Here is a 19,449-nt window from a genome sequence, read left to right as displayed (position 1 = left end):
TTAATACCTCTTTTTAGAACGCTTAAAAACCACCAAAAGGTTACAAATATTTCGTTAAAGACAGATTATTGATTTTGTTCGTGGAAGCCAAAACGGCGTTATAGTTGTTAGTGAGATTGGAAAATTTATTGTAAGTTTCTGCCATATCCGTGCCGGTCGTTTCCCCACGAATGCTTTGAACTTGCGTTTTTAAAACTTCATTACGCCTGATAATGTTCTCAAACGCCTTACCATGAGAGCCGTTTTTAGCGATCATTTTTTCTATGTGATCGCTCAAGTGATCTATAAGGGTGATGCCGTTTTGAATGCCTAAATTACGCATGTCGCTAGAATAAGTATCCCCTAAAGCGTCCGGGCGATAAATCCCTTTTCTTACAGAAGTGATAATATTTTCTAATTGATCAAAAAAATTCACGCTGGGCTTGTCAATAATTAGGGCGTTATTAGCGTTTAATTTAAGGCTTGGTTTGTCGCTGTGCAAGGCGTTTTGAGAAAAATCCTTCGCGTCTTTATCAAAAAGCATGAACTGCATTTTGGTGTTTGAATGCATGTTGTCTTGGATGATGACTTTTCCCTCTTCATTCAAATTAATAGAAAGGTTGTCTTTAGCTTGTTTTAACAATTCAATAAAGCGCTCCTTGCTTTCTTTTGAAGTGGGGTTATCGCTGATTTGTTGGTAGATGGCTGGGTCAGTATTGCTGTAATTGAGCGCAATACTCATCGCATCCATAAGTTGCCTGTAAGTGACTTCATTGGGTTTAGAAGCTTGAATATTAGCGGTTGTGGGGTCATAAAGCGGGATTTTAATGCCATTAGGCAAACTCAAAAAAGCCCCATTATTATCCAAGTTCATTTGCGCTTCCAAAAATAAGCCATTCACATCGTTTAATTTCATGTTAAAAACGCTATTTTCTAAACTCCCCTTAGCGACTTCACTCAGTTTAGTAGAGCCATTAGCCGCGCCATTTTGAGCGATCTGAGCGACATTGCTTTCTAATTTTGCCCCTTCTTTATTGAAGTAGGTTTTTTGGTATTCGCTTGCGTTATTAGTGGGGATACCGGCCACTTCTAGCCCTTTTTGATCTAGGGTGCTTAAGGCCAAAGAAATAGGCGATTCTTTAGAAGAATTATCAATGATCCTCAAACGCCCGTTTGTTGTAATTTCCACATCCACTTCATTATTGAAGCGTTCTTTAATCGCGTCTTTCAAATCTTTAATCGTAGAGTTTTTCACGTCTAAAAGAATGGGAATACCCAAATTAATAGGGAGGTTTGGGATTTGAATAGCGTTTTCATCGTCCAAACGGCTGGCGTTGATTTTTAAAGTTTCCACCTTATCGCCAAAAATCTCGCTCAATTTAGTGTTTTTGTTGGCTAAAACATTGTCTTTAGTGACAAACACGCTAGGGATTTCAAGCACCTTGGGATTATACATGTTAGGCACCGCTTTAACTTGGCTCAAACTCCTATCCGTTACAAACGCGCTTTTGACATATTCAGTAACCCTTTTACCGCTAGAACGCAAGGCATCTAAATCATCAAAATCCCCATCGCTAGAAATCAAATGAAAATCCAAATTTTCACTGCCGGGGGTTAGGTTTTTGATCTCAATTTGCCCCCAATTGTTCAAACTCACATCCACGACCTTATTTTGCGAAGTGTTCCCGTAAGCGTGAGCGATTTTATCCAATAAATCGCTCACTTTAGTCGCGCTTTCTTGGTTTTGGTAGGCTTTAGAGAGCGCGAATTTTTCTTTAAAACTAGAGCCATCAGGCCTAACGCCTTGCAAATAAAAAAACTCTTTAGGGTCGTTGGTGGGGTCTTTGTCGTTATCGCCGATGAGTTCTCGCAAGGTATCACCGGGTTTAATAAAAACTTCTTCAGGCAATGAAGAATGCTCTAAAGCGTCCATCACATCAGGGTGGAGCTTGTTTTGATTGAATAATTTAATGTTGGTGGTGATGAGCTTGTGTTTGTCTTTATCTGTGCCTAAAAACAAATCTTGCCCGCTAATATTATAAGGCACAAGGTTATCAGAGCTAATAAGCGCGTTTAAATCTTCGCCATTGCCATGGTATTTCCCATTACTATCAATGGGGGGTCTATCCACCTTACTGCCCCCAAATAAAAATTCCCCCCCTATGGAGGTGTTAGCAACATTTATCATATGCTCTCTCAAGCGTTCTAAATCGTTAGCGATAGCGGCACGAGAAGTTTCTGAATGCACATCGTTAGCGGATTGGATGAGTTTGGTTTTAAACGCCTCCATCGTTTTAGAAAATTCTTGCAAGGCTTTGTCGGTATTGAGCGTTGAAGTGTAAGCGTTTTGAGCCACATCAATGCCTTGATTTAAGGTGTTTTCTTCGTATTGGAATTTTAAATTCTGGTTGTTAATGTCGCTGTTTTGATAACCATAACGGATTTTTAGCCCTGAAGCGATCTGCGTGTTAGCGTCGTTGATTTTATTTTGTAAAGCGTTTTGATAATTATTCATTTGGTTGTATTTTGAGCCAAAGGTAACGCGCATGATCAAATCCTTATTGGTTTTTTAACAAACAAGCTAAAAGTATTCCAAAACAAGTTAATAATAATCATGAATGGTTTGAGTGGGGCAATGCGGGGTAATAATGGCGGGTTAAATGGGGTGTTTTTGAGTAAAAAAATTCTTTTAATGTGAATTTAAACTAAATTTAAAGTTAAATTTTAGCAAATACTCACTATAATAAGCGTTTATTTTAAAAAGAGCGTTCAATTTTTAAGGAAATAGAAATGTCATACGCAATATTCAAGCATGGTGGTAAGCAATATAAAGTCGTTGAAGGCGATATTGTTTTACTGGATAAAATGAATAAAGAGCCTAAGGCTTTAGTGGAATTAGTGGAAGTGTTAGCCGTATCCAAAGAGGGCAAACTCTCTTTTGGGAAACCCTTTGTGAATGGGGCTAAAATTGAAGCGGAAGTGATCAATGAAGGGCGTGGCAAAAAAGTCATCACTTTCAAAAAACGCCGCCGAAAAGACAGCAAAACCAAGCGTGGTTTTAGAAGAGATTTCACTCGTGTGAGAATCACTAAAATTGTAGCATAAAGGAGTATTAAACAATGGCACACAAGAAAGGTCAAGGGAGCACGCAGAATAACAGAGATTCTGCAGGAAGACGCTTAGGCGTGAAAAAATTTGGCTCAGAATTTGTGAGAGCAGGGAATATTATCGTGCGCCAAAGAGGCACTAAAATCCATCCCGGTAATAATGTAGGCATGGGGAAAGACCATACCTTATACGCGCTCATAGATGGCGTTGTGAAGTTTGAGCATAAAGACAGAAGCCGCAAAAAGGTTTCTGTGGTTAGTCAAAATTTTGGGGAGTAGGGTAACCTTTAAAGGTTAATTAAACCTTTGGGTGTTTGTGAAACGCCTATAAACACCATAAAATATTTATAATTTAGATCTCTATCCTTTTATAGAATTTGTTGTGGAGATTGGCTTATGAATAATGTTTTTGTTAAGGGTTTATCCCTTTCTGTTTTATTGTTGTTTGGGGTTTTTTTGAAAGCTTCAGAAAGCCCAAACGCCACTCTTGATCCATCTAAAGAAAATATTTCTGTTGAAGAGCAAAAGCGTTTTGGAGGCGTTTTGGTTTTTGCAAGAGGCGCTGATGGCTCGAGCATGGATCCGGCCTTAGTGACTGATGGCGAAAGCTATGTGGCGACGGGCAATATTTATGACACGCTCGTGCAATTCAAATACGGCACCACAGAAATTGAACCAGCCTTAGCGACGAGTTGGGAAATATCCCCAGATGGTCTTGTATATACCTTTCATTTACGCAAAGGGGTTTATTTCCACCAGACGAAATATTGGAATAAAAAAGTAGAGTTTAGCGCTAAAGACGTGCTGTTTTCTTTTGAGCGCCAAATGGATAAGGCTAAACGATACTATAGCCCGGGGGCTAAAAGCTATAAGTATTGGGAAGGCATGGGCATGTCTCATATTATCAAGAGCATTGAAGCTTTAGATGACTATACCATTAGATTCACGCTTAATGGGCCAGAAGCCCCGTTTTTAGCCAATTTAGGCATGGATTTTTTGAGCATTTTGAGTAAGGATTACGCTGATTACTTGGCTCAAAATAATAAAAAAGACGAGTTGGCTAAAAAACCTGTTGGGACAGGGCCTTTCAAATTCTTTTTGTGGAATAAAGATGAGAAAATCATTTTGGTTAAAAACCAGGATTATTGGGGGCCTAAAGCTTATTTAGACAAAGTGGTGGTGCGCACCATTCCTAATTCTTCCACTCGCGCCTTGGCGTTAAGAACTGGCGAAATCATGCTCATGACCGGGCCTAACCTCAATGAAGTGGAACAATTAGAAAAAGTCCCTAATATCGTGGTGGACAAAAGTGCTGGGTTGTTGGCGAGTTGGCTTTCGTTGAACACGCAAAAAAAGTATTTTAACAACCCTTTGGTGCGTTTAGCTATCAACCATGCGATTAATGTGGATGATTACATTAAGGTGATTTATGAAGGCTTTGCCCAAAAAATGGTCAATCCTTTCCCGCCCACCATATGGGGTTATAACTACAATATCAAACCCTATGAATACGATTTGAAAAAGGCTAAAGAGTTACTGAAGCAAGCGGGGTATCCTAACGGCTTTAAAACCACCATTTTTACCACTGCCACTCGTAACCCAAAAGGAGCGGTGTTCATACAAGCGAGCCTGGCTAAAATTGGCATTGATGTGAAAATTGAAGTGTATGAGTGGGGGGCTTATTTGAAAAGAACGGGCTTGGGCGAACATGAAATGGCGTTTGCAGGCTGGATGGCAGACATTGCGGATCCGGATAATTTCTTATACACCTTATGGAGCAAGCAAGCCGCTTCAGCCATACCCACTCAAAATGGTTCTTTTTATAAGAGCGACGCCTTTTCCGATCTGCTCATAAAGGCTAAACGGGTTTCGGATCAAAAGGAGAGAGAAGCCCTTTATTTAAAGGCTCAAGAAATTATCCATAAAGACGCACCCTATGTGCCTTTAGCCTACCCTTATTCAGTGGTGCCGCACTTGTCTAAAGTCAAAGGCTATAAAACGACCGGAGTGAGCGTGAATCGCTTCTTTAAGGTGTATTTAGAAAAATGAAAGGGGTTGCATGCTGAGTTTTATCATTAAGCGTATTTTGTGGGCGATCCCCACGCTGTTTGGAGTGAGTATCATCGTGTTTATGATGGTGCATTTAGTGCCAGGAGATCCGGCGTTAGTGATTTTAGGCGAAAAGGCCAATCAAGCCGCTATTGACGCTTTAAGGGAGCAATTTGGCTTGAATAAGCCCTTGATAGAGCAGTATTTTTTCTTTATCAATAATGTGTTGCATGGCAATTTTGGCGCTTCTATCATGACCGGTGAGCCTGTGATGCATGAGTTTTGGCAACGATTCCCGGCTACGGTGGAATTAGCTTTGATCGCTTTGTTTATGGCTCTTGTTTTGGGTATTAGCGTTGGCGTGTTGGCTGCGATCAAACGCTATAGCGTGTTTGATTATTCTAGCATGACTTTCGCTTTAGCTGGGATTTCTATGCCGGTGTTTTGGCTAGGGCTCATGCTGATTTATATCTTTAGCGTGCAATTGGGGTGGTTGCCTGTTTTTGGGCGTTTGAGCGATGTGTATTATTTAGATGGCCCCACAGGTCTTTATTTGATAGACAGCCTGATCGCAAGGGATTATGGGGCGTTTGTGGATACGATCAAGCACTTGATTTTGCCTAGCATTGTGTTAGCCACGGTTTCTACCGCTGTTATTGCGAGAATGACTCGTGCGAGCATGGCAGAAGTGTCTAAAGAAGATTACGTGCGCACCGCTAAAGCTAAGGGGTGCAGCTCCTTTAGGGTGATTTTTGTGCACACTTTGCGTAATGCGTTAATCCCTGTAACGACTATCGCAGGCTTGATGTTGGCCGGGCTTTTAGGGGGGAGCATGATAACTGAAACGGTTTTCTCATGGCCTGGGATTGGTAAGTGGATCGTTAATGCGCTCAACCAGCGCGATTTCCCGATTATCCAGTCCATGTCTTTGATTATCGCCATGATGTATATTGGGGCTAATCTCTTAGTGGATATTTTATATGCTTTTATTGATCCTAGAATAAGGTTGTCATAATGGAGTCTTTTAGAGAGTTTATCCAACAATTCAAAAAAAATAAGGCGGCGGTCGTTGGGGCATGGATTGTGCTTTTATTGGTGGTTTGCGCTGTTTTTGCACCCCTTTTAGCCCCTTATGATCCTTATGTCCAAAACGCACAAGATCGCCTTTTAAAGCCTATATGGGAGCATGGAGGGAACGCTAAATACCTTTTAGGCACCGATGATTTGGGGCGCGATATTTTGAGCCGCTTGATCTATGGGGCCAGGATTTCTTTAACCATAGGGATTGTTTCTATGGGGATTGCAGTCTTTTTTGGCACGATATTAGGGCTAATAGCGGGGTATTTTGGAGGGAAAACAGATGCAATTATCATGCGTATCATGGACATCATGTTCGCTTTGCCCTCCATTTTATTGATCGTCATTGTGGTCGCTGTGTTAGGGCCTTCACTCACTAACGCCATGCTCGCTATTGGGTTTGTGGGGATTCCTGGATTTGCACGATTGGTGCGCAGCTCTGTGCTAGGCGAAAAAGAAAAAGAATACGTGATCGCTTCTAAAATCAATGGCTCTTCGCATCTTCGTTTGATGTGTAAGGTGATCTTCCCTAATTGCATTATCCCTTTGATCGTGCAAACGACAATGGGTTTTGCTTCCACGGTTTTAGAAGCGGCCGCGCTGAGCTTCTTAGGTCTTGGGGCCCAACCTCCCAAACCTGAATGGGGAGCGATGTTGATGAACTCCATGCAATACATCGCTACCGCTCCTTGGATGCTTGTTTTCCCTGGGGTGATGATTTTTTTAACGGTTATGAGTTTTAATCTGGTAGGCGATGGCATCATGGACGCTTTAGATCCTAAACGGGCCTCTTAAAAGGAGCTTGCATGATTTTAGAAGTTAAAGATTTAAAAACTTATTTTTTCACCGATAAGGGCGTGAATAAAGCAGTGGATGGCGTGAGTTTTGGCTTGAAAAAGTCTCAAACGCTCTGCATTGTAGGGGAGAGCGGGAGCGGGAAAAGCATCACTTCGCTCTCTATTTTAGGGTTGATTGAAAAACCGGGTCAAATTGTGGGGGGGAGCATTCAATTTTTAGGGCAGGATTTGTTGCAGCTCAAAGAAAAGCAAATGCAAAAAGAAATCAGGGGTAAAAAAATTGGCATGATCTTTCAAGAGCCTATGACGAGCCTAAACCCTTCCTACACCGTGGGGTTTCAAATCAATGAAGTGTTGAAAATCCACCACCCTAACCTTAATAAAAAAGAACGCTTAGAAAGGGTGATCTATGAATTAGAGCGCGTAGGCATTCCCCATGCAGGGGATAAATACCACGAATACCCTTTCAATCTCAGCGGGGGGCAACGCCAAAGGGTGATGATCGCTATGGCTATGGTGTGTGAGCCTGAAATCTTGATCGCTGATGAGCCGACGACAGCGTTAGATGTAACTATTCAAGCGCAGATTTTAGAATTGATGAAAGAATTGCAACAAAAAAAAGGCACTTCTATTTTGTTTATCACCCATGATTTAGGCGTGGTGGCGCAAATCGCTGATGAAGTGGTGGTGATGTATAAAGGGCATGTGGTGGAGCAAGCGAGTGCGAAAGAGCTTTTTGCTGATCCAAGACACCCTTACACGAAAGCTCTTTTAAGCGCGATCCCTAAACCGGGCAAAGAATACCGCAAAAAACGCTTAGAAACCGTGGATGAAAATATAGATTATTTGAGTTTTCCAAAGGAGTTGCGATGAAGCTCTTAGAAGTTAAAGAATTGAAAAAATCCTATGCGATAGACAGGGGGTTATTCAAGCCTAAAAGAGTGATCCATGCGCTCAATGGGATCAGTTTTGAAGTGGAACAAAATGAGGTTTTAAGCATCGTGGGGGAGAGCGGTTGCGGGAAAAGCACGACAGCCAAAATTTTAGCTGGGATTGAAAGGCAAGATAGCGGGGCGATTTATTTCAATGGCAAGCGCCATTTGCATTTTAGCAAACAGGATTGGTTTGATTACCGCAAAAAGGTGCAAATGATTTTCCAAGACCCTTATTCTAGCCTAAACCCTCGGTGGAAAGTGGGCGAGATTATCGCTGAACCTTTGCTGTTAAATTCTCATTTTTCAAAAAAAGAAATCAAAGCAAAAGTGCTAGAGATCATGCAAAAAGTGGGCTTGAAATTAGAATGGATCGATCGTTACCCCCACCAATTTTCAGGCGGTCAAAGGCAGCGAATCGGCATTGCTAGGGCGCTCATTTTGCATCCTAGCGTGGTGATTTGCGATGAGCCTGTGTCTGCACTAGATGTGTCCATTCAAGCGCAAGTGTTGAATTTACTCTTGGATTTGCAAAAAGAAATGGGGCTGACTTATATTTTTATCAGCCATGATTTAGGCGTGGTGGAGCATATAAGCGATAAAATCATCGTAATGAATCAAGGGCAAATCGTAGAAACGGGGGATGTGGATAGCGTAATAAGCGCTCCAAAGCACCCTTATACGCAGAAATTACTCAATGCGGTGCCGCATTTGGAAAAATCCATGCAAAGATTTGCCAAATAAAAGAAAGGATTTTTAAGCTGTGTTTGTAGATAGCGTGGAAATTATCATCGCTTCGGGTAAGGGGGGGCCTGGAATGGTGAGTTTTAGGCGAGAAAAATTTGTCATCAAGGGAGGCCCTGATGGGGGCGATGGAGGCGATGGGGGCGATGTGTATTTTGAAGTGGATAACAATACCGACACTTTAGCGAGTTTTAGAGGCACTAAACACCATAAGGCTAAAAACGGGGCTCCAGGAGGCACGCGAAATTGCGCAGGTAAAAAGGGCGAAGACAAAATTATTGTCGTGCCGCCAGGAACGCAAGTGTTTGTAGGTGATGAGTTGTGGCTTGATTTAGTGGAACCTAAAGAAAGGGTGTTAGCCTTAAAAGGAGGCAAGGGGGGGTTAGGGAATGCGCATTTTAAAAGCGCGACTAAACAGCAACCCACTTACGCACAAAAAGGCTTAGAGGGGGTTGAAAAAAGCGTGCGTTTGGAATTAAAGCTTATCGCTGATATAGGGTTAGTGGGCTTCCCTAATGCGGGTAAATCCACGCTCATTTCCACCATCTCTAACGCTAAGCCTAAAATCGCTAATTATGAATTTACGACTCTAGTGCCTAATTTAGGGGTTGTGAGCGTAGATGAAAAAAGCGAATTTCTAATGGCGGATATTCCTGGCATTATTGAAGGGGCTAGTCAAGGAAAAGGCTTAGGGATTAGCTTTTTAAAGCATATTGAACGCACCAAAGTTCTAGCCTTTGTTTTAGACGCTTCCAGGTTGGATTTGGGCATTAAAGAGCAATACCAACGCTTGAGATTGGAGTTGGAAAAATTTTCACCCGCTTTAGCCAATAAGCCTTTTGGGGTGTTGCTCAATAAATGCGATGTTGTAGAAAACATTGATAAGATGACTAAGGATTTTTGTGCCTTTTTAAATTTAGAAGCGCAAAAATTAGAGGCGTTTGGTTTAGAGCCGTATTTGGGGTTTTTGCACCCCCATTTAACCAGCGATTTTGAAAATAACCCTAATGAAAAATCAGCGCTCTTTGTCTTGCCCCTTTCAGCGCTTAGCGCTCTTAATACGCATGTGCTTAAATTTGTGTTGTTAAAAGCGTTACCCTAAAACGCTATTTTTAAACCATTCAAATAAAGGCGAGGAATGAAAAGATTTGTTTTGTTTTTATTGTTCATGTGTGTTTGCGTTTGCGTTCAAGCTTACGCTGAGCAAGATTACTTTTTTAGGGATTTTAAATCCACAGACTTGCCTAAAAAACTCCATCTTGATAAAAAGCTCTCCCAAACAATACAGCCATGCGCGCAACTTAACGCATCAAAACACTACACTGCTACTGGGGTTAGAGAGCCTGATTCTTGCACCAAGAGTTTTAAAAAATCCGCTCTCATGTCTTATGACTTAGCCCTAGGCTATTGGGTGAGCCAAAACAAACAATACGGCTTAAAAGCTATAGAAATTTTAAACGCTTGGGCTAAAGAGCTTCAAAGCGTAGACACTTATCAGAGCGAGGATAATATCAATTTTTACATGCCTTATATGAACATGGCTTATTGGTTTGTCAAAAAAGAATTTCCTAGCCCAGAATATGAAGAGTTTATTAAGCGGATGCGCCAGTATTCTCAATCAGCTCTTAACACTAACCATGGGGCGTGGGGCATTCTTTTTGATGTGAGTTCTGCGTTAGCGTTAGACGATAATGCCCTCTTGCACAATAGCGCTAATCGGTGGCAGGAGTGGGTGTTTAAAGCCATAGATGAGAATGGGGTTATTGCTAGCGCGATCACTAGGAGCGATACGAGCGATTATCATGGCGGCCCTACAAAGGGCATTAAGGGGATAGCTTATACCAATTTCGCGCTTCTTGCGCTAACTATATCAGGCGAATTGCTTTTTGAGAACGGGTATGATTTGTGGGGCAGTGGAGCCGGAAAAAGGCTCTCTGTGGCGTATAACAAAGTTGCAACATGGATTCTAAACCCTGAAACTTTCCCTTATTTCCAACCTAACCTTATCGGAGTGCATAACAACGCCTATTTCATTATTTTAGCCAAGCATTATTCTAACCCTAGCGCGGATGAGCTTTTAAAGCAAGGCGATTTGCATGAAGATGGTTTCAGGCTGAAACTCCGATCGCTGTGAATTTTTCTGTATCCAAGGTTATAGCCTTAAGGATAGCCATGCGCTATAACCTTTTTATGAATGGTTTAGAAAGTTTGTTTCAGTCAGCATTATTATTTACAAAAAGAGTTTAAAATAAACGCAATTGTATCTCTTGAGTCGTCTTTAGAGTGCAAATGATTATCAAAATGGATAATTTTAGTTGTAAGCGTGCTTGTTTACACTAAAATAATAAGCGTTATTGATAAGACCACATTAAAGGATAATGAATGAAAAAAATGGTTTTGGTATCGGTTTTACTAGCAGGGTTTTTGCAAGCGGTGAATTTGGATTTATCTTCGGCTAAGCTAACATGGACAACCTTTAAAACTAAGGCTAAAACGCCGGTAAATGGGAGTTTTGAAAGCATCACCTATAAATTGGGTAAATCTCAAGATAGTTTAAAAACTCTTTTAGAGGGAGCGAGCGCGAGCATGGATAGCTTGAAAGTCAATTTGGGCGATGACACTAAAAACAAAAATGTTAAAGAAGCTTTTTTCGCTCTTTTTAAAAACACTAACATCAAAGTAACTTTCAGGAATGTGATAGAAGGCGATCATGTAGGTTCTCTCACGGCTTATGTGAGGATGAATGAAAAGCTGGTGAAAGTGCCTATGCAATACACGATTGCTGAGGATAAGCTCGTGGTTAAAGGGGTTTTGGATTTATTGAATTTTGGCTTGAAAAACGAATTAGCGAGCTTGGCTAAACGATGCGAGAGTTTTCATGAGGGCTTGACTTGGTCGCAAGTGGAAATCCAATTTGAAAGCATGATTAAGGGATAATGTAAAATCATGGAGTTGTTGCACAGCATTAATGATTTTAATGAAGCTAAGCAGGTGATCGCTGGGGGGGTCAATTCGCCTGTGAGAGCGTTTAAGAGCGTTAAAGGCACTCCACCCTTTATTTTAAAAGGTAAGGGGGCGTATCTTTATGATGTGGATAACAACCGTTATATAGATTTTGTGCAAAGCTGGGGGCCTTTGATTTTTGGGCATGCTGATGAAGAGATTGAAGAAAATATTATTAATGCATTAAAAAAAGGCACTTCTTTTGGTGCTCCCACAGAATTAGAAACCACTTTAGCTAAGGAAATCATTTCTTGTTATGAAGGCTTAGATAAGGTGCGTTTAGTGAGTAGCGGCACGGAAGCGACCATGAGTGCGATACGACTCGCTAGAGCTTATAGCCAAAAAGACGATTTGATCAAGTTTGAGGGGTGCTATCATGGGCATAGCGACTCCTTATTAGTGAAAGCGGGTAGTGGGTGCGCTACTTTTGGATCGCCTTCTTCTTTAGGCGTGCCGAACGATTTTAGCAAACACACCCTAGTGGCTCGTTATAACGACTTGAACTCCACAGAAGAATGCTTTAAAAAAGGCGATGTGGGTTGTGTCATCATTGAACCCATTGCCGGGAATATGGGGTTAGTGCCGGCTCAAAAAGAGTTTTTACTAGGCTTAAAGGCTTTGTGTGAAAAATACCAAGCGGTGCTGATTTTAGATGAAGTGATGAGCGGGTTTAGAGCGAGTTTGAGCGGTTCGCAAGAATTTTATGGCGTCGTGCCGGATTTGGTAACCTTTGGTAAGGTGATAGGTGCTGGGCTTCCTTTGGCGTGTTTTGGGGGGCGTGCGGAAATTATGGACTTGCTTTCGCCCATTGGAGGCGTGTATCAAGCAGGCACTTTAAGCGGTAACCCCCTAGCGGTGTGTGCGGGGTTGAGCGCGCTTTATAAAATCAAAAGAGACAAAACCCTTTATGCTCGCTTAAACGCTTTAGCCGTTCGTTTGACTCAAGGCTTACAAAAGAGCGCTCAAAACTATAACATCGCCTTACAAACGCTCAATATGGGGAGCATGTTTGGCTTTTTCTTTAACGAAAATGCGGTGCGTGATTTTGATGACGCTTTAAAAAGCGATACCGAAATGTTTGCGAAATTCCACCAAAAAATGCTCTTTAAGGGCGTGTATTTGGCATGTTCAAGCTTTGAAACCGGCTTTATTTGTGAGCCTATGACTGAAGAGATGATTGATTTGGTGGTTGCAAAAGCCGATGAAAGTTTTGATGAAATCATAAAAGGCGTGTGAATTTTTTGAAAAAGCCAAAGTATTACAAGTTTATAGAGGGGGCGAATTATTTGAGCTTAGGGCTTTCTATGGTGGTAGCGATCCTTATGGGCGTGGCTATAGGCTATGGGCTTAAAAAGCTCACTCACATTTCGTGGCTTTTTTGGCTTGGGGTTATTTGGGGCGTGTTAGCGAGCTTTCTCAATGTCTATAAAGCTTATAAAAACATGCAAAAAGACTATGAAGAACTAGCCAAAGACCCTAAATACACGCATAAAACTAAATAAATCAAAAAGCCCATGTGCCAAATCCAATGCCTGCTTATTTTGCTTTTTATCAATATAGTTAGCGCGATTATCGTTTATTTTTTCCAAGCATTTCAAGGGGTTTTGAATTTTGAAGGGGGGTTTTTAGGGTTTTTTATCGTGGCGTTGTCTTCGTATTACGGCGTTAAAAAGCGTTTGGATTTGAGGAAACAAAACGGAGAAAAAGAAGAAAAGCAAAAATTCCAAAAATTCGCCCTAGGTTTGGAAATGTCTTTCAATGTGTGGCGTTTAGGGGGGTATGGGGTTTTATTAGGCATTTTAGGAGCGCTTTTATTTTCGCATCTTTTTAACGGATTGTCGTTTCTTATCGGCGTGTTTGTGAGCTCGCTTTCTAGCGCGTTATTGCGATTCTTAAACAATAATGGTAAGTTTTGACACAAACGCATGCGGATTTTAACCCCTTTAACCCTCTTTTAATTTTTAATCCTATACAATAAAAACAAAAATGGGAGTGGATCTTGAAAACAAAAAATCCCGCTAAAAGAATCCTAAAAACCGCTGTGATTCAAATGCAATCTAAACCTTACGCCTTAAATGAAAACCTGCAATTAGCGCTCAATCTGGCCAAAGAAGCCCACAACAAAGGCGCGAATCTCATTGTGTTACCGGAATTGTTTGATAGCGGTTATTGCGTGAATGATAAGGATGTAGAGTTTGGGATAGATTTTAAAGCGATAAAGCATGGTGAGGAAACGCTAAAAAACGAGACTTTAAGAGCGTTAAGCGGTTTTGCGAAGTCTAGCGATACGCATATCGTGGCATGCAGCATTGAAAAAACGAATAAAAAACTCTACGACAGTGCTTATATCATTCCACCAAAAGTCGGGATCGTTGGCAAGCATCGTAAAATCTATTTGTGGGGCGATGAGAAGTCTCGCTTCAAAAGGGGCAAAAAATACGAGGTTTTTACGCTGGATTTTGGGGATTTTAGCGCGAAAGTGGGTTTGCAAATTTGCTATGAAATCGGCTTTGGCGTGGGTGCGAATCTGTTAGCGTTACAAGGGGCTGAGGTTTTAATCTATCCTAGTGCGTTTGGCAAAGCCAGGGCTTATAATTGGGATTTATTGAGCAAGGCTAGAGCGTTAGAAAATGGTTGTTTTGTGTGCGCGTGCAATCATAGCGGGGAAGAAACTAACGCTCAATTGAAACAAACGCTAGAATTTGCCGGCGATTCAAGAATCATCGCGCCCAATGGGAAAATCATCGTGCAAGCCACCAAGCTTAATGAAGTCATTATCGCTGAAATGGATTTGAACGAAGTGGCACTGCAACGCCAAAAAATCCCTTATTTACAAGATTTTGACACCAAACTCACCAAAAAGGGGTTTGGAAAACTCACTTAAAAAGGAGCGATTATGGCAAAAGAAATTTTAGTGGCTTATGGTGTGGATATTGATGCGGTAGCTGGTTGGCTAGGGAGCTATGGTGGGGAGGATTCGCCTGATGATATTTCGCGCGGGCTTTTTGCGGGTGAAGTGGGGATCCCACGGCTTTTGAAATTGTTTAAAAAATACCATCTCCCGGCGACTTGGTTTGCGCCGGGGCATTCTATTGAAACTTTTCCTGAACAAATGAAAATGATCGTGGATGCAGGGCATGAAGTGGGTGCACATGGGTATTCGCATGAAAACCCTATCGCTATGACGGCCAAGCAAGAAGAAGACGTTTTGTTAAAAAGCGTTGAGTTGATTAAAGATCTCACCGGCAAAGCCCCCACAGGCTATGTGGCGCCGTGGTGGGAGTTTTCTAATATCACTAATGAATTGCTTTTAAAACACGGCTTCAAATACGACCACTCGCTCATGCACAATGATTTCACGCCCTATTTCGTGCGTGTGGGGGATAGTTGGAGTAAGATTGATTATAGTTTGGAGGCTAAGGATTGGATGAAGCCTTTAATCCGTGGGGTGGAAACAAATTTAGTGGAAATCCCTGCAAACTGGTATTTAGACGATTTACCGCCGATGATGTTTATCAAAAAATCCCCCAATAGCTTTGGTTTTGTAAGCCCGCGCGATATAGGGCAAATGTGGATCGATCAATTTGATTGGGTTTATCGTGAGATGGATTATGCGGTGTTTAGCATGACAATCCACCCTGATGTGAGCGCCCGTCCGCAAGTGTTGCTCATGCATGAAAAAATCATTGAGCATATCAACCAGCACGAGGGCGTGCGTTGGGTAACGTTCAATGAAATCGCTGATGATTTCTTAAAACGAAACCCTAGGAAAAAATAGCGATAACGCCAAAAAGATTTTTGGCGTTTGATTTGGGAGATTAAGATGTGCGTTTTATGCGGGGAACTTATCAGCTCTTTTCATTGGACCGATGGGAGCGATGAAAATTTGAGAGGGTCAAATGCGGTTATTAGCGCGAATGAAAACGCTAGGGAACGCAAAAGAGCGAGGCTCAAACGAGTAAGATTGCTCAATCAAATCCTAGCGTTTTATGGGCTAAAAATTAATGATTGGCAAGGTGCGAAGTTTGTGCTGTGCGATAAAAAAGGGCAGAGCGTGATGGTGAATGATTTAGGCGATTTGTGGAATAAGGCACAAAACTTAGCCAAAAAAGAAATGGACGTGCTAGATTCTAATCTGTTAGCGTTTTTAAATCAAAATGCAAATACCACTCACTGATGCCCAAAATCCCTATCACGCTCATCACCGGTTTTTTAGGCAGCGGTAAAACGAGTTTTTTGAGCGAATATTTAAACCAAATAGATCACCAAGGCGTTGCCCTTATTATCAATGAAATCGGTCAAGCCGCTTTGGATCAGCGCATCTTAAGCGTTCAATATTGCGGTGAAAAAATGCTCTATCTTAACGCAGGGTGCGTGTGTTGCAACAAACGCTTAGATTTAGTGGAGTCTCTAAAAGCCACGCTCAATAACTATGAATGGCGCGGCGAAATTTTAAAGCGCATCATCATTGAAACCACCGGTTTAGCCAACCCGGCGCCGATTTTATGGACGATTTTGAGCGACACTTTTTTAGGGGCGCATTTTGAGATTCAAAGCGTGGTGGCTTGCGTGGATGTTTTGAACGCTAGAACGCATTTAACCAACAACGAAGCTAAAGAGCAAATCGTTTTTGCTGATAGCGTTTTATTGACCAAAACGGATTTGCAAAACGACAGCGTGGATCTAATAAAACTAAAAGAGTGGATACAATCCCTTAACCCTAGCGCAGAAATTTTTGACAAGAAAAATATAGATTACGAAAGCTTTTTTTCACGCAAAAATGGGGTGCGAAATTTCATGCCAAGAATGCCAAAAGATTCGCACTCGCAAGGCTTTGAGACTTTAAGCATCAGGTTTGAAGGGGCGATGGAATGGAGCGCGTTTGGGATTTGGCTGAGTTTGTTGTTGTATCAATACGGCACGCAGATTTTACGCATAAAGGGGATTATTGACATTGGAAGCGATCTTTTAGTGAGCATTAACGGCGTGATGCATATCATTTACCCGCCTAAACATATTTTAAAGGATCAAAACGGCTCTAACCTCGTTTTTATTGTGCGCCATTTAGAGCGTGAAAAAATCTTAAATTCCTTAAAGGGTTTTAAGGATTTTCTCGGCATCAAGGGTTTTGAAACCCCATAATTTTTCTATTTATTGGTAGCTGTTTGCATTTTGATAGGGAAAAGAACGATGAAGCTTAAAACCAAACACACCCCACAAATAACAAAAATCAAAACATAGCCCAAATCCCCTAAAAAGATCGTAAAAAGATACGAAAAAAGCGCTTGGAAAATGCCAAAAGAAAACACCACCCACGAAGACGCTTTAGCGAAATGCTTCGCGCCTGCAATTTTTAAAGCCATCATGCTGAATAAATTGATATTGGCGGTTGTGGCTGCTCCCATTATAAAGATGCTTAAATTGAGTAAAGAGATTTGGTGGAAAAAAATGGGCAAAAAGCATGCGATAGATTTTAAAATGAGGATAAAGATATTGGCTTCTTTAGCCCCTAGCTTTTGAGCCATCGGGCCGCTGATTAAAGAGCCAAGCGTGGCTCCAAAACCAAAAAACGCCCATGAAGTCCCAGCGATAGTGGGGGAGATATTTAAATGACGGATCAAATAATCCACCCAAAAAAGCGTGTGCGGTAAAAAACCAATCGCATTGAGCGCGCAAGAAATGAGCAATAACCACAAATGAAAGGGGATTTTAAACGTGCTTTCTTCTTTTTTAACGGATTTTTTCCTTAAAGAACGGGTTTTTAACCCCACTAAGGAAAGGATGAAGGCTATCAAACAACTGCCCCCTAAAAAAATCCATGCCCATTTGATATTATAAGAGCTGATCCAAGGCAGAATAAACCCGCTAAAGACAGATCCAATGCCTACAGCGCTAAAAATAAGCCCTCCCACTAAGGCTTTTTTATGTTCTTTGACATAGGGCAAAGAGAGAGGAGCGACTAAAATCATTAACGCGCTGCTAGCCACACCGGCGATAAAACGCCAGATCCAAAGCCAAAAGAAAGGGATACTATCAAAATAACAGACTAAAAAACTCAAAGCGATCAAGCCAAAACTGATTTTAGCGATGCTTTCTAATGACATTAACGGGCTTAAAAATTGGATTAAAAAACTCCCAAAAACATAGCCCATTAACACCGCAATACCCAGTTGGAAGCTTTGGTGTGGGGTTAAACTCCCTGATAAAATGAGTAGGGGGATTAAAACCACATAGCCAAAACGAGCCAAGCCGTTAGACACAAAAACCCCTAAAAAGCAAACAAACACGCGCATTTTGATCCTTAACAAATGACAAGTTATAAAAAGATTTTGTATTATTATATTGAAACTTGTTAATTGATAGCGCATAATGGGAGCGAGATGAGAATAAATTCAAGGAGCGTTCATGCCATTTAGTGAGCGTTCGTATCATTAAAGGGCTGTCCCACGACTGAATAAAAAGAATTGAATGATTGATAAATGGTGGGATTAAGGATTTAACGCATGCGTTCTTTTGGTGTTAGTAACATGCGATTAGCGCTTAGTAAAAATAAAATGATGCCACCAATAATGAAAAATGTTGAAGTTGCTAAAACCAGTATAGTATCAATTCCTTGAAAAGCTTTGATTAGAAGTTGATTAAGGTAGTAAAAAATAGATGTTTTGATAAATAATTGACCAATATTAGGTAGGTATTCTAAAGGAACAAAAACATTACAAGACATTAGTGCATAGAGATTGATGATATTACAAAATCCTAAGATGCTTTGTTCGTTTTGAAAAATTCTAGCTACAAAAATGGCCAAGCAAAAACAAAACAATGCGCTTGAAAAAATACTGACAAACCCCAAAATAAGCACTTTAAAATTAAGAATAGTGATGATATTGAGCGCATAAAAAGAGAGAACAATAAAGATAAAAGCATATAGGATTACAACGATTAGTCTTGAAGCGATTAATGCTAGAGTTATTTGTTTGAAAGTTGCTGGTGATAGCATGTAGAACAAGAATATATTATGCGATTCTCAAGCTTGTTATAGCTTGAGTGAGACCAAAGATCGCGCTAGAAATAATAAGAAGTCCCATTAGACCTATAATGTTATTAAAGTAAAAAATTTCAGTGGTATTTTTTGAAAAAACAAAAATTAGTAATAGGAGCATTAAAATAGGATAAATAAAAGTCCAAAATAACGCGCTTGTATTGGTGAGATAAGATTTGATTTCAAGTTTTAGGATAGATAGAATTGCTCCCACTAAATATCCTTTAGTAATGCTAATAAGTCTTTTGTGGTTGGTTTTTCTTTAAAGTTAAAAGTTTTAGCTACAGATTTTAATATAGAATTTAAAGGTTTGTATTGAGCAATGTTGCCATTCTTAAGGAGCAATACCCATTCGCAACTATCTAAGACAATAGGATCATGTGAGTGGCGATGATACTTGTAAGTTGTTGGGTGTTGCACAAGCTTATGAGATTTGATAGTCTTATAAGAGCGTTTTGTTCTAAACTAGTTTCTGGTTCATCCATAATAATTAATTGGGGGTGGTGGCTAAGAGCTAAGTCAATCTTTAAGCACTGTTTTTGTCCATCGCTTAGGTGTTCGTAGGTTTTATTCAAAAGATTTTTTTCAAATAGATTTGGAGTGCAGTTTTTGTGAAAAAATTGATAGAATTTAAAAAGGTCGTTTGCGTTTAATCCAGGTGGATAGTTGAATAGGTTAGAGACAACTCCCAATTGCTTGCGTTGTGGTATAACATTGAAAGG

General features: G+C 40.8%; 19 protein-coding genes and 2 pseudogenes. 17 read left to right on the top strand and 4 right to left on the bottom strand.

The window, feature by feature from the left end:
• Positions 1-40: 40 nt before the first annotated feature.
• Positions 41-2,527 carry a flagellar hook-associated protein FlgL gene (gene flgL / locus BZK24_RS00565; protein WP_077656234.1) on the bottom strand — a complete coding sequence of 829 codons (2,487 nt, stop codon included), beginning with the start codon at positions 2,525-2,527 and terminating at the stop codon, positions 41-43.
• 242 nt (positions 2,528-2,769) lie between these two features.
• Here flgL and rplU point away from each other — a divergent pair, with 242 nt between their 5' ends.
• The 17 genes from rplU to BZK24_RS00480 all read left to right on the top strand — a co-directional run bounded on the left by rplU (position 2,770) and on the right by BZK24_RS00480 (position 16,830).
• Positions 2,770-3,084: a 50S ribosomal protein L21 gene (gene rplU, locus BZK24_RS00560; protein WP_000119333.1), complete on the top strand. Its 315-nt coding sequence runs from the start codon at positions 2,770-2,772 to the stop codon at positions 3,082-3,084.
• 14 nt (positions 3,085-3,098) lie between these two features.
• Positions 3,099-3,365, top strand: coding sequence for a 50S ribosomal protein L27 (gene rpmA / locus BZK24_RS00555; protein WP_000940607.1), 267 nt, complete (start codon positions 3,099-3,101; stop codon positions 3,363-3,365).
• Positions 3,366-3,482: 117 nt separating this feature from the next.
• Complete coding sequence (locus BZK24_RS00550; RefSeq protein WP_077656233.1) at positions 3,483-5,135, top strand: ABC transporter substrate-binding protein; 1,653 nt, start codon at positions 3,483-3,485, stop codon at positions 5,133-5,135.
• A gap of 10 nt (positions 5,136-5,145) precedes the next feature.
• The gene (locus BZK24_RS00545) at positions 5,146-6,150 is read left to right on the top strand and encodes an ABC transporter permease (protein WP_000947978.1); all 1,005 of its coding nucleotides are present in this window, start codon (positions 5,146-5,148) and stop codon (positions 6,148-6,150) included.
• Positions 6,150-7,007, top strand: coding sequence for an ABC transporter permease (locus BZK24_RS00540; protein WP_000443401.1), 858 nt, complete (start codon positions 6,150-6,152; stop codon positions 7,005-7,007). The genes BZK24_RS00545 and BZK24_RS00540 overlap by 1 nt, the downstream gene beginning before the upstream one ends.
• Positions 7,008-7,018: 11 nt before the next feature.
• Positions 7,019-7,882, top strand: coding sequence for an ABC transporter ATP-binding protein (locus BZK24_RS00535; RefSeq protein ID WP_077656232.1), 864 nt, complete (start codon positions 7,019-7,021; stop codon positions 7,880-7,882).
• Positions 7,879-8,685, top strand: coding sequence for an ABC transporter ATP-binding protein (locus BZK24_RS00530; RefSeq protein ID WP_000770529.1), 807 nt, complete (start codon positions 7,879-7,881; stop codon positions 8,683-8,685). Before BZK24_RS00535 ends, BZK24_RS00530 begins: the two co-directional genes overlap by 4 nt.
• Before the next feature lie 19 nt (positions 8,686-8,704).
• Positions 8,705-9,787 carry a GTPase ObgE gene (gene obgE / locus BZK24_RS00525; protein WP_077656231.1) on the top strand — a complete coding sequence of 361 codons (1,083 nt, stop codon included), beginning with the start codon at positions 8,705-8,707 and terminating at the stop codon, positions 9,785-9,787.
• 36 nt (positions 9,788-9,823) lie between these two features.
• Complete coding sequence (locus BZK24_RS00520) at positions 9,824-10,819, top strand: alginate lyase family protein (RefSeq protein WP_077656230.1); 996 nt, start codon at positions 9,824-9,826, stop codon at positions 10,817-10,819.
• A 248-nt stretch (positions 10,820-11,067) separates the two neighbouring features.
• Positions 11,068-11,622 (top strand): YceI family protein, encoded by a 555-nt coding sequence (locus BZK24_RS00515; protein WP_077656229.1) that lies wholly within the window; start codon positions 11,068-11,070, stop codon positions 11,620-11,622.
• Positions 11,623-11,631: 9 nt separating this feature from the next.
• Entirely contained in the window at positions 11,632-12,924 is a 1,293-nt protein-coding gene (hemL, locus tag BZK24_RS00510) for a glutamate-1-semialdehyde 2,1-aminomutase (RefSeq protein ID WP_077656228.1), read from the top strand.
• Positions 12,921-13,190, top strand: a complete 270-nt coding sequence (locus tag BZK24_RS00505) for an AtpZ/AtpI family protein (RefSeq protein ID WP_077656227.1) — start codon at positions 12,921-12,923, stop codon at positions 13,188-13,190. The genes hemL and BZK24_RS00505 overlap by 4 nt, the downstream gene beginning before the upstream one ends.
• A 12-nt stretch (positions 13,191-13,202) precedes the next feature.
• The gene (locus tag BZK24_RS00500) at positions 13,203-13,604 is read left to right on the top strand and encodes a hypothetical protein (protein ID WP_033761443.1); all 402 of its coding nucleotides are present in this window, start codon (positions 13,203-13,205) and stop codon (positions 13,602-13,604) included.
• An 83-nt stretch (positions 13,605-13,687) separates the two neighbouring features.
• A complete protein-coding gene (locus tag BZK24_RS00495) occupies positions 13,688-14,572 on the top strand; it encodes a carbon-nitrogen hydrolase family protein (protein ID WP_077656226.1) in 885 nt (294 codons plus the stop codon).
• Between the two features lie 12 nt (positions 14,573-14,584).
• Complete coding sequence (locus tag BZK24_RS00490) at positions 14,585-15,466, top strand: polysaccharide deacetylase family protein (RefSeq protein ID WP_001928972.1); 882 nt, start codon at positions 14,585-14,587, stop codon at positions 15,464-15,466.
• A gap of 45 nt (positions 15,467-15,511) precedes the next feature.
• Positions 15,512-15,865 carry a hypothetical protein gene (locus BZK24_RS00485; protein WP_077656225.1) on the top strand — a complete coding sequence of 118 codons (354 nt, stop codon included), beginning with the start codon at positions 15,512-15,514 and terminating at the stop codon, positions 15,863-15,865.
• The gene (locus BZK24_RS00480; RefSeq protein ID WP_077656224.1) at positions 15,865-16,830 is read left to right on the top strand and encodes a CobW family GTP-binding protein; all 966 of its coding nucleotides are present in this window, start codon (positions 15,865-15,867) and stop codon (positions 16,828-16,830) included. The genes BZK24_RS00485 and BZK24_RS00480 overlap by 1 nt, the downstream gene beginning before the upstream one ends.
• 5 nt (positions 16,831-16,835) lie before the next feature.
• Here BZK24_RS00480 and BZK24_RS00475 read toward each other — a convergent pair whose 3' ends face one another.
• The 3 genes and pseudogenes from BZK24_RS00475 to BZK24_RS00460 all read right to left on the bottom strand — a co-directional run.
• Positions 16,836-17,981 carry a YbfB/YjiJ family MFS transporter gene (locus BZK24_RS00475; protein ID WP_001263600.1) on the bottom strand — a complete coding sequence of 382 codons (1,146 nt, stop codon included), beginning with the start codon at positions 17,979-17,981 and terminating at the stop codon, positions 16,836-16,838.
• Between the two features lie 203 nt (positions 17,982-18,184).
• Positions 18,185-18,941, bottom strand: a pseudogene (locus BZK24_RS00470) (ABC transporter permease).
• Positions 18,941-19,449 (bottom strand): annotated as a pseudogene (locus BZK24_RS00460) (AAA family ATPase); the annotation flags it as partial. The pseudogenes BZK24_RS00470 and BZK24_RS00460, both read right to left, overlap by 1 nt.

The sequence above is a fragment of the Helicobacter pylori genome (assembly GCF_001998165.1).
Taxonomy (GTDB): domain Bacteria; phylum Campylobacterota; class Campylobacteria; order Campylobacterales; family Helicobacteraceae; genus Helicobacter; species Helicobacter pylori_DL.
This window is presented reverse-complemented; position numbering and strand designations above follow the sequence as displayed.